The organism is Cytobacillus firmus DS1 (genome assembly GCF_000565285.1).
GTDB classification, from domain to species: domain Bacteria; phylum Bacillota; class Bacilli; order Bacillales; family Cytobacillaceae; genus Cytobacillus; species Cytobacillus firmus_A.
This window is the reverse complement of the sequence record NZ_APVL01000028.1, coordinates 1-13,107: the sequence shown is the minus strand read 5'-3', so window position 1 is coordinate 13,107 and position 13,107 is coordinate 1. Positions and strand designations below refer to the sequence as shown.

Genomic DNA, 13,107 nt, shown 5'->3' with positions numbered 1-13,107 from the left:
CCACCTCCTGTCTATCTTAATTAGATTTTGTCTTTTCTGTCTCTTCCTTCTTTTCAGCAGAAGCTTCAGCTTCCTTTGCATCGGCAGGCTTTTGCTCTTCAGCAGCTTTTTGTTCAGACTCCTGTTTTACAGCCTGTTCATTATCTCCGCTGCTGCTTTGCTCTTCCTGAAGACGCTGCTCCTCTTCCTCCTGAGCTTTCTGTTCCTCTATATATTCATCAATCTCTGCTTGAATTTCGTCGATTTTCTGCTGTTTTTCATCGGATTCAAGACTATCATCCGCTTTGACAACTTCACGGTATTTAAGCAATGCGAACAGAATTAAGTCCCGATCCTCAAGATCCCGCGAGATATCGAGAGCCTCTTTGGCATCTCCCCTCCCAATATGAATCCAGTAATGATAATAAATTGGATCCGTCTGCAGTGTGATCGTATTTTGGACATTCTCTTTCTGGTCTTCTGTCAATGCTTCATTTATTATGTAGGACTGTGCCAGTTCGTACTGTACGACTCTTGGCATCTGATCAATATCATAATTGGATAACTCTGAAACCACGTCACTATATTGGCTTTTCAGGAAGTGTTCCTGACTATTGATAAATGCTGCCTGTTTAGGCTGTGTAAAGACAAGAGAATACAGGCTGAAAGCAACGAAAGGCAATAAAGCAATCAGCAGACCCCAAGCAGAATACCTTGTTGCTTTCCACTTTTTCTGCGGAACCTTAGCATATTCCTTATCTATTTTTTCAAGCATTTCTATGTTAGTCCGGATGACTTCTGACAGTTCATTTTCATCCTTGGCCTTGATGACACTTGCCGCTGCAGGCGACAGTTCAATGGTTTCATGAAGGCTAAGGTAATCCCGGAAGGAGCGGTTTCCATCTACAGCAGCTGCGATGGTCGCTTTCAATTCCATCCAGAGTTTTTCCTGATTGGATTCATAAGGCGGAAGGCTTTCACTCACACCAAAATGAAGCAAATGCGGTGACAGGCTTTCATCCGCCACAATGTTGTCAGGACAAATAACGAGATGCAGCCTGGAATACGGATGATTTTTCACAAGTTTTAGAAGCTGCGAAGAAAAAATCCATCTGCTTCTCAGGTCTTTCTTTTTTAATTTGGAGAAGGTTAAGTAATTTGAGGGAATTTGCAGGACGAGGCGCAGTTCATCCTCTGTTAAATGGATATCCCTTTTTATAGCTGATTCCATTGCCTGGAGCAATTCCAATTCCTCAGCAGCATCAGCTTTAATTTTTTCTCTTTGAAAAAGAATGGTAAGGGATTGATGATCTGTTTCGACAACCGCTTCAAGCTGCTCTTCAAGGTAGGTTTGACTCTTTTCTGACATTTTTTTAATGCTCCTTTATAAAATTTCGAAACGGTCCCCAGTGGTAATCCCCTTTTCTGCCAGCTTATCGTTTCCTGACAGAATCAATTGCTTGTTGGGAATTCTGACCCAATATCCTTCCCGGGGCGGCTGAGGAATAGACTTTGCTTGCCAAACAATATCAACTACTTTTTTAACAGAGTGATAGTTAGATAGACGGAGATCAAAAGGTTCAACTTCATAATTTTTCAGATCGATTGTTAATTCTATGTACATTTTCAACACCTCACTAGAAAAGCGGAAGCGCCTCGATCACCCCCGACACCTCGAGGGGGTAGGCTGCTTGCGCTAGACAAATTACCAAAGTGAAAATTTGCTAATTTAGTACCAAAAAAAGAGCGCTTTTCATCTGATGAATGCAGCGCTCCTTCTCCACTTATTGATTCAGATGAAATTAACCGCGGATTTGGCCAGCGATCTGGTTATCAGCATCTTCAAGAGCTCTTGCAGTATTATTAAGCTGAACAGAAATATCCTCTAATAATTGCTGCATTTGAACAAATGAAGGTCTTAAAGATTGGTATTGTTCAGCAAACGCTCTGCTTGCTTCCCCTTCCCATGCACCTTCCAGTTCACGAATCATATTATCCAAACGGACAATCTGATCCCCAACCTGGCTGCTTTCTCCATTATAACGGTTAGACATGCCTACTAATTCTGCTGGTGTAACGCGAATAACTCCTGACATTCAAATCTCTCCTTTTCAATAGGTTACTATTATTGTAAAAATACACAATCGAAAGGTCAATTACTTACTTGCAAAAAATAACAAAACAGTTATTTATACCCATTACTACCCACTTTCAAAAGGCTTAAACCAAAATTGGTATTTTTTTCATAGTTTTTTCTGTTTTTTTAATTTTTAAATTCAAATTTTCTACCTATTTATTACTATCATGGCAGTCAAAACTCGTCAAATTGCTTATGTAGCGGTGTCGAATTATGTCTGTGGTTTTATTCCTATTAAACTATAAACCCCCAATTGTATTTTATAGGTAAAATCACCCTATAATTTAGATCTTAATTAAACTTTGTTGTGCCTTTTTTTTCCTAAACCCAGCCTTATCGTTTACACGGTACTTTTGAATCATTTTTCAAAATAAATTTCGGGATTCATTAAGCAAAAAAAAGAGATACAGCTTAATCGCTGTATCTCTTAACTGCCTATTTACTCCCCAACCACCTTTGCATCCTTCAGCATGTCCTCTGTCAACGTAACCCCCTGTTCCTCAGCTGCTTTCTTGTTAATCACAAGTTCAAGGTTTTCCGGGTAGCCGACAGGAATCTCGCTCGGCTTTTTGCCTTCAAGAATGTCAACAGCCATTTGGCCTGTGGAGTATCCCAGATCATGATATTCAAAACCATAGGCAGCAAAGCCGCCACGTTTAACCGAATCACTTTCTCCGACAAAAGCTGGAATGTCTTTTTCATTGGCTACGTTCAGGACAGATTCAAGGGCAGATACCACAGTATTGTCCTTTGGGATGTAAAACACATCAGCCCGGCCCACTAAGGATTCAGCAGCCTGCTTAACCTCAGAGCTTGTTGAAATAGTCGTTTCAACCGCTTCCAGGCCTGCTTCCTCGATGGCTTCTTTCGCATGCTTAACATTTACTACTGAATTTGGTTCCCCATCATTGAAGATGATGCCTACCTTTTTGGCATCAGGTACAAATGTTTTGATAGAGTCAATTGTATTTTTGATGGCATCCGGATGTGTGTCAGATGTACCCGTTGCATTCCCGCCCGGCTTTTCCATGGTTTCCACAAGCTCAGCTCCAACAGGATCGGTGATGGCTGTAAATAGGATTGGAATATCCTTTGTCGATTGCACAACGGATTGTGCACTGGCAGTAGCAATAGCAAGAATCAAATCATTTTTGTCCGCAACCAGGTTCTGGGCAATGGACATATTGTTGTTCATATCCCCTTGGGCGTTCTGGAAGTCAATTTTAAGATTCTTTCCTTCTTCATAGCCTGCATCTTTCAGTGCGGCAATAAATCCTTCTCTCGCAGAATCCAATGATGGATGCTCTACAATTTGCGTGATGCCGATTTTAACCGTTTTCTTTTCTGATGCTTCCCCGCTCGTTTCCTCATTTCCTGAACCGCAGGCAGCCAGCATTAATAGTGCGCTGCTTGCTAGGATGGCTAACATTTTTTTCATACTAATATCCCCCCGACAGTCATACAGTTTTTAAAATTTTTATAATATTTTGATATTAACACGTTTAATAAGCATGTAACAATAGCCAATCCCAATTTTGTTAGATAAATTGACATTTGCAGTTTTAGAAGGCTCTATTTGCGAAAGACTATAATAAAATATAGGGAGGGATAAGAGTGGAATTCGATTGGATTTGGAATTCAATCCTTGTCGTCATCGGGGGTACCCTGTTGTTAAGGATCGCTGGCAGAAAGTCTATTTCACAGATGACATTAGCTCAGGTAGTAATCATGATTGGCATCGGTTCACTATTAATTGAACCGGTTTCAGGGGAAAGTATTTGGACTACTCTTGCTGTTGGACTCATCCTTGTCCTTACCTTAGTTGTCATGGAATATGCACAAATGAAATCAGACAAATTCGAGAAGTTTATCACCGGGCAATCCAAAATTATCATAGAAGATGGAAAATTAAATGAACAGAATCTGAGAAAACTCCGGTTTACTGTGGACCAGCTTGAAATGAAGCTGCGTCAGCATAATGTTGCAGTTATCAGCGATGTAAGATGGGCAACACTGGAGCCGAACGGACAAGTTGGCTATGAATTAAAAGAAGAAGCCCAGCCTGTAACGAAAAAGGAATTCCTTCAGATGCAGGCTGATGTCCAACAGCTGATTCATATACTGGAACCTGCGTTTGCCAAGGGCTTCTCTGTCCATATGGTTCCCGAAAACGAAGAGGATATTTTTACAGAAGTGGCAGAAGAAACTTCCGAAAGTGAGCAAGGTCATCTGCAGTAAGTTTAGTTCAGAGCACCATCCATTATCATTTAAATTGATATTGATCTTACAAAAAGGACTGCGGATGATATCCGCAGTCCTTTTCGCATCAGTCAATTAATCCCTCTTCTTTCAGGAAATCAACCGCCACATCTTCATATTGTTCTTTATCGATATCAACTCTTGCATTAAGCTCCTGCATTTTTTCATTATCAATTTTTCCGGCAAGCATCTTCAATGCTTCTTCAATTTCAGGATGTTCTTTCAGCGTATCAGCCCTTATAACAGGGGTTGCATAATACGGAGGGAAGAACTTTTTATCATCCTCAAGGACCTGCAGATTGAATGCCGGTATGCGGCCATCGGTGGAAAAGGCATCAATGACATCCACTTCTCCATTCTTGATGGCACTGTACATAATGCCAGAGTCCATGGCCTGAGTTTCCCCAAATTCAAATCCGTAAGTTTCCACAAGGCCGGGATATCCATCTGGACGTTCCAGAAATTCCGGCTCTGACCCAAGAGCAAGCTCCGATGATTTCTTGGCTAAATCTGAGATGGTTTCTACCCCCCAGTTTTTAGCATCTTCTTTTCGAATGGTCAGTGTATACGTGTTATTAAACCCAAATGGTTCAAGCCAGACCAAATCATAATCATCCATAAAGCGCTCTTTTACAAGGTCATATACCTTGTCAGGATCGCTGATCATTTCTTCTTTTAAAATACTCAGAAGGGCCGTTCCCGTATATTCCATATACAAATCATAATTTCCGTTATTAACTCCTTCAAATGCAGGTGCGGTACCGCCCAGAAAGGACTCGTATTTCACATTTAAATCTGTATGCTCCTCAATCAGATGGCCCATGATGTAAACCATGATCTCCTGCTCCGTGAAGTTTTTTCCGGTAATGGTGATTGTATCCTTGCCGCCGCCTGTTTCGCCGAGCTGAGCAGCAAAGGCGGACAGAGGAAGGATTAAAATCAATGCGGTCACCGCCCATTTTCTCCAGCGGCTCACAGTTGGATTGGTTTTCTGCCCTTGTTTAAGCCCCTGAGGAGTCACATCTGTCTCCAGAAGCTTCAGCAAATAATCAAAAATAATCGCTAAGAGAGCAGATGGAATTGCACCTGCCAGAATAAGGCCTGTATTATAAGTCTGCAGTCCACGGAATATGAGATCTCCCAGGCCGCCTGCTCCAATGAGCCCTGCAATCGTAGCAACACCGATAATTAATACAGTCGCCGTACGAATCCCGCCCATGATGACACTCAGGGACAGCGGAAGCTCCACCATCCAGAGGACCTGGCGATTCGTCATTCCCATTCCGACTCCGGCGTTGATGGCAGACTTTTCAACACCAGTAATACCTAAATACGTATTTCGGAGAATGGGCAATAAGCCATAAACGGTTAAAGCAATAATGGCAGGGGCTTGTCCCGTTCCGATGAATGGCACGAGAAATACAAGAAGTGCTAGACTTGGAATCGTCTGAAAAACTCCTGCAATTCCAATAATAGAATCGGCAATTTTCCGATGGCGGGTTAAATAAATGCCCAAAGGAACAGATATTAAAATCGCAATGGCTATTGAAATAAGAGAAAGATACATATGCTCTAAAATTAAGTTCCATATAGTCGGCCAACGGTTTACAAAAACGTCAGCCGTGCTGCTGATCATGTTAAGAATCGTCTACACCCCTATCCTGATTATTCGACGATCTCGTCGACCATATATTCTACAAGACTTGATCGGGTCACAATGCCCAAAAGGTTTTTATGTTCATCCATAACCGGAACAAAGCCGTAAACAGATTCGTTCACAAGCTGAAAGGCTTTTTCCGACGGATCATTTTGCTGAAGTGTCACAACGCTTGAATCCATAATATCTTTAAGCATCAACTCTTCATCTTTGTAATTCTTTTGAACGTCCCAGACGGTTGCTATCCCCTGAAAAACATTTTGATTATTCACAACGACAAGACTGTTAACCCGCTTGCTGCGCATCAGCTTCAAGGATTCTGCCAGCCTGCGGCTTTCGCCCGCTGTCACAGCCGGAACCATTAGTTTGGTCAGCTTAGGGAATGATATGCTGTCACTTTCCTGAAGCCGGTCTTCTCCAATAAAGCTTCGGACAAACTCATTAGCCGGTCTGCGAATGATGTTTTCCGGCGTATCCAGCTGCACGACCTTTCCATCCTTCATAATACAGATGCGGTCAGCGATTTTAAGCGCCTCATCCATGTCATGTGTTACGAATACAATCGTTTTCTGGATATCCCGCTGAAGGCGGACTAATTCATCCTGCAGCTGCTCCCTGCTGATCGGGTCCAGTGCACTGAACGGTTCATCCATTAAGATAATTTTCGGCTCAGCTGCCAGCGCACGGATAACACCGATCCTCTGCTGCTGCCCGCCGCTCAGTTCTGAAGGGTATCGGTCACCAAAGACTTCCGGATCCAATCCAACCATATGCATCAGTTCGTCCACTTTATCTATGTATTTTTCCTTCTTCCATTTCATTAGCCTCGGAACAAGCGATACATTTTCTTTAATCGTCATATGCGGAAGCAGTCCTATCTGCTGGATGACATAGCCGATCGTCCGGCGAAGCTTGACTGGATCCTCTTTTGAAATATCTTTTCCTTCAATTGTAATTGTGCCTTTTGTCGGCTCAATCAGGCGGTTAATCATCCTCATTGTTGTGGTCTTTCCAGATCCGCTGGGTCCTATCAGAACGAGCAGCTCTCCTTCTTTCACATTAAAGGTAATATCTTTAAGAGCATGAAATCCATCCTGAAAGACTTTATTTACATCTTTAAACTCAATCAACTTTTCAGCACCCCCCAATACTTGAAATAATTTTTAAATTATGGACACCCTATTCGCAGATATGTTTTCTAGGATAACATATCAAGCTTAACCACGCAAAAATACCTATATTATTACCATAATATATACCTATATCCTTATTTTTCTTTAATTAAACCAAAAAGGGCTTAATCTGGACTTCTGATTGTAAGCTTGTTTTGATACCCTGCAACCGTACCTAAAAAGTAATAGTTTCTCCGTTTTCCTGCCAATTGATTGATCTGAATATTATTTCCTATATCCCTGAATTCGAAGATATTTCAAAAAAGGAAGCACATTATAATGAGCTTCCCATGAGATGACGTTTAGTAAGGAAATCCAAATCCCGTTCCACAGCAAGGCCGCGGATAATAAGGCGGCGGCGGTGGAGGATACCAATAATATGGACGCGGGTAGAATAAGGCAGTGCCTAATAAACCTCCTGCTAACCCGCCTAAAAAGGGCAGACCGAAGAATCCAAAAAATCGCTGATCCTGCGGCTGATAAGGGCCTCTGTAAGGGTACATCCGTTCATACCTCCATTTCCTCTGTATATGCCTACATTATTGTATATGCGTGGAAATGGGTTTGGCTTGGGCAAATTCACTACATTTTGAGGGGGAATGTCGGGGACATGTTAACCGAAAAACGAAAAACCTTGAAAGGCATTTTATAGCCAATCAAGGTCAGATTTTACAAAACAGTTTCTTTCACTTCTTCGAACCATAACTCAAAGATATCATCAGGCAATAGTTAATCATCATTCGTATAAACCAAATCATACCTATATTTTCCTTTTAAACTATTTTGTTTTACATTGTAATATAACTTCATCTCTGTAGGCATTTCTTTATTGAAGTCTTCACATTTCTTATGGATTAGCTTTAAATTTTGATTACCAATTTTTAATGCTGCCTTCTGTCTTTCTCTCGAAACATCGTAAATTTGATATTGCTGACTGTCTAACTCTTTTATAGCATCATTTAGTTGATGTTTATGGACAATCTTCCCGTTAATTCTATAGAAAAAATCAAAAACATACATTTCGGGTTCATATGAACAATAAATAAAGATTTCATCTGCTTTATTTTCGACATACTCTAAACAAATAGCCACCATGTCTGTTTGTATTTCTGAAAAATAATCCTCAAATACCTTCACATAATCACCTCTAGTTCTCTATTTGTAAATAATAAGGGGTGTATTCGGCACTTGGTAGCCTCTGAAAAAAGAAACCTTGTAAGGCTGTTTGCCAATCAATGTTTGTAAATCCATAATATATACATCATAATCTCACCAACAGGGTATGTTCTTTCTGCCCACAAGGTAAACCGCCTGTTGTCCAAAGGGTTGTTTTCCCACAAAAAGCACTTGTTGCCTCATTGCAATCAAGTGCTTACAGTTAAATATTAATTTCTTTGTTTATCTTGCTATAACTAATATCCTGGATGTTAAAAATGCATATTTAATTCTTCACGGATTGCTTTTTCTAGGTATTTCTCAAAACTTTCTGCTATAATTTCTTTCCCACCGAAATTAAAGTCAAATGTAATAATTTCTGTTTCAGGGTAAATAAAGCCTATTGGATTTCCTGCACCGTCTATACCAATGGCAGTAAAATTCTCATACCCTTTAGGAAGTACCTTTCTAAAATGTAGTGATTTCTCTACAAATGAGGGTGTCGCAACAAACTCAGCCTCTTTCAATCCCAAAACAATAGCCTCACCCACTGCTCCAGAACCATACTTCAAAAGAAATTCTTTAAAGTCTTCTGGCAATTTTACTTTTAGTTCATCTTCTGCTTGGTTTACTTCCTCAATAGTAAGAGGCCCTCCAAAGGCTTCCGGGCACATTACGAACTCTTCATCGATGGCATTTAATATTTCTACCTTCATTCAATAATCCCCCTTTTAATCATTTCATTAGCATATCTTGCCTTCCAATATTCTTTACGCCAGTTATTAAATTCTAGCCTAGCTTCTCCACTACAAACTCCACCCGAATTTCCAAATGGATGTTGTCTTTTATTACCTAAATCATGATATCTGCTAGGCATTTCAATTATTGGTCCCTCAACTTTTTGTTCATGATGATGGAGTACAATTGTATCATTTGCTCCATCCTTTGGTGAGTAACCTTTTTTAAATGAGTATAACAATTGTTTATCAGACATATGCGATAATGAACGCTGTGCTTTTGGAGAATGTAAATGACTAAAATGAATATACAAATAGAAAAAGATACTAATAAGGTCAAGTACATTTCCATTTTAAGAAAAAATACTAATAAGCGTTTATCTGAATTAAAAGAATTACTTAATAATAACGATTTCATCTTATCGTATAATCTAATAGAAATTGATAAATTATTTGAAATGAAAAAAATAGTAAGTTTATTATTAGAGGCTGGTGCTAAAATTCACATATTTGAAGAATATAGAGAGGTTAGCATTGAGTTTTTAGATAATCTTATAGAATCCCATTTAAGTACAGAAAAGTATCTGGAAGAAGCTGATGAGCAAAAGCTTAATGAGGATTAATACAGCGATTTTGGTATATTAGAGGGTATGATAGTCCTAGCTGTGATAAGCTTTCAAGGCTCTTAACAGATATTGGATTGTTTTTCTTTCATATTTGCTCTTCCAGATATCCTCAAATTGAATATGCTCCAGGCGGCATAATCTGACCCCAGACCGTTACGCCATGTTCCTTTAAGAATTCCAGGGAGCATGAATTTCCTGCTTATGCCTTCTAAAAACTCTTCATGGATTGGGCTAGAGTGAAGTTGGTTAACGGAATAGCCGAAAATGCTAACATTTACATTCTGTAAAGACCAAATTTGAGTAAATTTTCTCGTTACTATTTCTTTAAGTGGATACATGAGTCAACTAAGTACTTTTTGCCTCCTGCTTCTTTTGCTCCACCCCTCCCACATTATAAGGATAACTGGGCTGATTTTCCTTTCTAAAATTACCAACGTCATTATGCCAATTAGGTACAGACTTCTTTCTAGGTGTAACTTCATCCGTACTCTTGCCCGCAACATAGTTAATCATGATAAAATCTTGACTTGCATTTTGCTAATCAATGTCAAAGACTAACTTGTCATTTTGTATATAATCGTGTATTTGGTTCATAAAGTCATTAAATAAGTTTATTAATCTGATTACATTCTCTTCTTTCGAGTATTTTGAAGGGTTGTAGCCGTCTTTTGGTTCCAGATAATTAATAAAGCTATCCATATCTTCGGGATAATTAAAATCAGCATACACTTCAGTAATCTTGTTTAATAACTCCTCGAAATTCTCTTGGTATTTCCTTTTTAAATAAGCCAATATACCAAATCGCCATTTTCTTTTTTCAAGCTGCCAAATATCAGTGTCCAAGTTGAAGTCATTAATATGCGAGTCTTTTAATATATCTACTAGTAAACTCTCGTAATCAATATTTTCCCCACCCCAAGCTAGCTGCACAATATTTTGATTACTGGTATCAGGATGTTCAGCTATAAACTTAGCTGCATAATTCACTATATCACTATACATTATTAAATCCAGTTTAAATCCCACGTATAACGTTTTCCAATCGTACTTTATTTTGTTTTGCTTGAAAATATCCATTGAAATTCCCATTTGAGCCCCCTCCACTTTATAACATATTAGCTATAAAAGGATTACCTTGAAATTATTATTTCAAGGTAATCCTTTATGGAAATTATATGCTTTCTATATAAACATCTGAATTAGTCTTTTGTCCTTTCTCTAATGCTTTCATTAACATATCTATTAAATCCTCGCCCTCACTTGTTATAAAATAATTAGATAAGTTTGTGATATCCTTACTAATATTATCACCCCAAGGCGGTCTTTTAGATAAGTCTTCAATATCCCATATTACTTGTGATGGACTAAATTTCTGTAATTTCTTTTTAATTGCTTCTAATTCGTTTATAGCGCTATCAATATTCTTATTCTCAAGTTTCCCGTTGTAAAGTTCATTTAATAAGAACGGATATTCTGTCCCCCATCCATTTTGTTCTAAATGATAGCTTATTGTAGAGAAAAAAGAGTGTAAGAAATCGCCATGCCCGACTTGATACCAGTAATATTTCACCTTAAATCCCACAGCCATTCTTTCACCTCAATTAATTTGTTTTGAATCTTATATCTACTTTACCATTTGTTTTATTCATAATCTTTTCATACAATTCTTCTATTATTTCATCTGATACATTTTGTCCTCTAATATCAATTATAACAGACTGTTTTGTACCGTTAGGCAAATCACTTAATCTTTTTTCCACCTGTTTTGACACGTTATTAACCAATCTGCTCCGTCCGCTTGAAGTAGTAATTTTATAATTTTTCACCTCAATACTATGCCCAGTCTGATATAAGTCAGGTCTAGAACTACCTTTCTCTCCATAGGGTACTTCTTTACCATCTTTAAAAGACTTTTGGGCATTATACTCAGGGAAATCCTTCTCTACATCAATTTCAGACTGTCTCCATGAAGGTCTAGTTTTACCCGTACCCTTACCTGCCTTCTTCCCCGGCAAGACCACATGGCCCTTTTCCTCTTTCAATATCCTGACAAGCGCATCAAAGTCCGCCTTATTGATGCTTTTCCGTATGACCTTGGTTCCTTGCTTTCTGACAACAGCCGCGAGCGACAGGTATTCGAGTATTTCAAGCGGGGTTCCGTCAGCTATGGAGTCCAGTTCCCGCACTCCCCCCACTCGGTCTTCTGGAATGGAGTCGACAAATTCGTAGGCTTTTCCTTTTTCTCCATAGAATTCCCGGACAATCCGGCCGTCCTCATATAGATGAAACTTTCCGCCTTGATTCTCGCTGCCGATTCCATACTCATCTATGACATCAACAGTCAGGATCTCCCGGCCACTCAGGGAGGCGAATTCCTCCGGGCTGATTTCGCTGCTGTTTAGCTCTGCTAAAGCTCTCAAGGCTCTTAATTGATAATGGATGGTCTTTCTTTCGTAGGTACTCTGCCAGATAGCCCAGATGGAATAAGCACCGGGCGGCAGAATCTGACCCAGGGCCGTTACGCCGAGTTCTCTAAAGAATTCCGGAGAACGCACGGAATTTCCTGCTTTATGCCTGATGCCTTTTAAAAGCTCTCCATAGATTGGGCCCCAACAACGTTCAACTTTTCACCCTCCCGTTACATAAATTGTAATTTTCGTAACGCTTTTTTGACGAATAGGGAGTATTATACGACCGTCTCTAGTAAAAATACAACCCAAAATTTATAAGCCCAAGCAATATAAGAACTCTCTTTCACGTTACCTTATTGTTTATCGCCACGAGCTTTGTCAATCTCGTTAGTTTGTCAGCAATTCCATATCATAACTATCTCTGCCATGTGAAATGTCATCTCGCCTATTTCTCGTTCTTATTCCGTTCCTCAAAGTGTTAAAACAATACTTCATGATGGTACAACCTTCATGAGTTATGAATTTCAATTAAGGATCATCAATGTCATACAAAGTTTAAATTTCTAACAGTAGAGTAAGAAACTGATTTCGAAGGGATAGCTTACGCTATCTCTTTTACTTTCAGTTCCTCCTCATCAAACCGTACGTGAGGTTTTCCCTCATACGGCTTTCCGACGTTCTTCTTTCTTTGGCTTTACGGTATCTAACGAGCCAATTTCACCAAAATATGTTCAACTTCTTTACTTACGTCCTTTAGATTCCCATGTTTCTTACGATTGTTCCTCTTCTTGTTATAAAACAAAGCGAGGCGTTCTAATACATACCAATCAATTCGATTGAGCCATTTCTTTCCTAGGGGTGATATTTGGTAATAGTTCTTGAAACCTTGAAGTTTCTTATTCAGCCCTTTCACTAATTCACCGATATCCAAGTAAAGCTTATTTCTTGGCTCAGTATAGGCTTTTATCTTTGCC

General features: G+C 39.4%; 15 protein-coding genes and 1 pseudogene. 2 read left to right on the top strand and 14 right to left on the bottom strand.

The window, feature by feature from the left end:
- Window positions 1–16 precede the first annotated feature (16 nt).
- The 4 genes from essB to PBF_RS22035 all read right to left on the bottom strand — a co-directional run bounded on the left by essB (window position 17) and on the right by PBF_RS22035 (window position 3,554).
- Window positions 17–1,348: a type VII secretion protein EssB gene (gene essB / locus PBF_RS22050; protein ID WP_035332824.1), complete on the bottom strand. Its 1,332-nt coding sequence runs from the start codon at window positions 1,346–1,348 to the stop codon at window positions 17–19.
- Window positions 1,349–1,363: 15 nt separating this feature from the next.
- Window positions 1,364–1,603, bottom strand: coding sequence for an EsaB/YukD family protein (locus PBF_RS22045; protein WP_035332821.1), 240 nt, complete (start codon window positions 1,601–1,603; stop codon window positions 1,364–1,366).
- A 178-nt stretch (window positions 1,604–1,781) separates the two neighbouring features.
- A complete protein-coding gene (locus PBF_RS22040; protein WP_009336200.1) occupies window positions 1,782–2,075 on the bottom strand; it encodes a WXG100 family type VII secretion target in 294 nt (97 codons plus the stop codon).
- Window positions 2,076–2,555: 480 nt separating this feature from the next.
- A complete protein-coding gene (locus PBF_RS22035) occupies window positions 2,556–3,554 on the bottom strand; it encodes an ABC transporter substrate-binding protein (RefSeq protein WP_035332819.1) in 999 nt (332 codons plus the stop codon).
- A gap of 176 nt (window positions 3,555–3,730) precedes the next feature.
- Between PBF_RS22035 and PBF_RS22030 the strand changes: the two genes are divergently transcribed.
- The gene (locus tag PBF_RS22030) at window positions 3,731–4,354 is read left to right on the top strand and encodes a DUF421 domain-containing protein (protein ID WP_035332817.1); all 624 of its coding nucleotides are present in this window, start codon (window positions 3,731–3,733) and stop codon (window positions 4,352–4,354) included.
- A gap of 88 nt (window positions 4,355–4,442) precedes the next feature.
- On the opposite strand, the gene PBF_RS22025 is transcribed toward PBF_RS22030, so the two are convergent.
- The 6 genes from PBF_RS22025 to PBF_RS22000 form a co-directional block, all read right to left on the bottom strand.
- A complete protein-coding gene (locus PBF_RS22025; protein WP_035332814.1) occupies window positions 4,443–6,011 on the bottom strand; it encodes a glycine betaine ABC transporter substrate-binding protein in 1,569 nt (522 codons plus the stop codon).
- Between the two features lie 29 nt (window positions 6,012–6,040).
- Window positions 6,041–7,162, bottom strand: a complete 1,122-nt coding sequence (locus PBF_RS22020) for an ABC transporter ATP-binding protein (RefSeq protein ID WP_035332812.1) — start codon at window positions 7,160–7,162, stop codon at window positions 6,041–6,043.
- Between the two features lie 344 nt (window positions 7,163–7,506).
- Window positions 7,507–7,707 (bottom strand): hypothetical protein, encoded by a 201-nt coding sequence (locus PBF_RS25610; RefSeq protein WP_081757348.1) that lies wholly within the window; start codon window positions 7,705–7,707, stop codon window positions 7,507–7,509.
- Window positions 7,708–7,933: 226 nt separating this feature from the next.
- On the bottom strand, window positions 7,934–8,341 hold the full coding sequence (locus PBF_RS22010; protein ID WP_081757347.1) for a DUF600 domain-containing protein: 408 nt from the start codon (window positions 8,339–8,341) through the stop codon (window positions 7,934–7,936).
- 290 nt (window positions 8,342–8,631) lie between these two features.
- Window positions 8,632–9,075: an SMI1/KNR4 family protein gene (locus PBF_RS22005; protein ID WP_035332809.1), complete on the bottom strand. Its 444-nt coding sequence runs from the start codon at window positions 9,073–9,075 to the stop codon at window positions 8,632–8,634.
- Window positions 9,072–9,353 (bottom strand): HNH/ENDO VII family nuclease, encoded by a 282-nt coding sequence (locus PBF_RS22000; protein WP_051488985.1) that lies wholly within the window; start codon window positions 9,351–9,353, stop codon window positions 9,072–9,074. The genes PBF_RS22005 and PBF_RS22000 overlap by 4 nt, the downstream gene beginning before the upstream one ends.
- Window positions 9,354–9,389: 36 nt before the next feature.
- On the opposite strand from PBF_RS22000, the gene PBF_RS21995 reads away from it, so the two are divergent.
- Complete coding sequence (locus PBF_RS21995; protein WP_035332808.1) at window positions 9,390–9,719, top strand: hypothetical protein; 330 nt, start codon at window positions 9,390–9,392, stop codon at window positions 9,717–9,719.
- Window positions 9,720–10,259: 540 nt separating this feature from the next.
- On the opposite strand, the gene PBF_RS25240 is transcribed toward PBF_RS21995, so the two are convergent.
- The 4 genes and pseudogenes from PBF_RS25240 to PBF_RS21965 all read right to left on the bottom strand — a co-directional run.
- Window positions 10,260–10,811: a DUF2247 family protein gene (locus tag PBF_RS25240; RefSeq protein ID WP_035332807.1), complete on the bottom strand. Its 552-nt coding sequence runs from the start codon at window positions 10,809–10,811 to the stop codon at window positions 10,260–10,262.
- Between the two features lie 82 nt (window positions 10,812–10,893).
- A complete protein-coding gene (locus PBF_RS21980; RefSeq protein WP_035332805.1) occupies window positions 10,894–11,310 on the bottom strand; it encodes an immunity 70 family protein in 417 nt (138 codons plus the stop codon).
- Between the two features lie 13 nt (window positions 11,311–11,323).
- Window positions 11,324–11,716, bottom strand: a pseudogene (locus PBF_RS26595) (hypothetical protein); the annotation flags it as partial.
- A gap of 1,120 nt (window positions 11,717–12,836) precedes the next feature.
- Window positions 12,837–13,107: group II intron maturase-specific domain-containing protein (locus PBF_RS21965; RefSeq protein ID WP_035332804.1), on the bottom strand; the 271-nt coding region annotated here is incomplete at its 5' end.

Bases quoted from the DNA above. Each gene is read 5' to 3' on its own strand.
- PBF_RS22040 (WP_009336200.1), bottom strand. From the start codon at position 2,075: ATGTCAGGAGTTATTCGCGTTACACCAGCAGAATTAGTAGGCATGTCT.
- PBF_RS22005 (WP_035332809.1), bottom strand. From the start codon at position 9,075: ATGAAGGTAGAAATATTAAATGCCATCGATGAAGAGTTCGTAATGTGC.
- PBF_RS25610 (WP_081757348.1), bottom strand. From the start codon at position 7,707: ATGTACCCTTACAGAGGCCCTTATCAGCCGCAGGATCAGCGATTTTTT.
- PBF_RS22045 (WP_035332821.1), bottom strand. From the start codon at position 1,603: ATGTACATAGAATTAACAATCGATCTGAAAAATTATGAAGTTGAACCT.
- PBF_RS25240 (WP_035332807.1), bottom strand. From the start codon at position 10,811: ATGGGAATTTCAATGGATATTTTCAAGCAAAACAAAATAAAGTACGAT.
- PBF_RS21980 (WP_035332805.1), bottom strand. From the start codon at position 11,310: ATGGCTGTGGGATTTAAGGTGAAATATTACTGGTATCAAGTCGGGCAT.
- PBF_RS22025 (WP_035332814.1), bottom strand. From the start codon at position 6,011: ATGATCAGCAGCACGGCTGACGTTTTTGTAAACCGTTGGCCGACTATA.
- PBF_RS21995 (WP_035332808.1), top strand. From the start codon at position 9,390: ATGACTAAAATGAATATACAAATAGAAAAAGATACTAATAAGGTCAAG.
- essB (WP_035332824.1), bottom strand. From the start codon at position 1,348: ATGTCAGAAAAGAGTCAAACCTACCTTGAAGAGCAGCTTGAAGCGGTT.
- PBF_RS22035 (WP_035332819.1), bottom strand. From the start codon at position 3,554: ATGAAAAAAATGTTAGCCATCCTAGCAAGCAGCGCACTATTAATGCTG.
- PBF_RS22000 (WP_051488985.1), bottom strand. From the start codon at position 9,353: ATGTCTGATAAACAATTGTTATACTCATTTAAAAAAGGTTACTCACCA.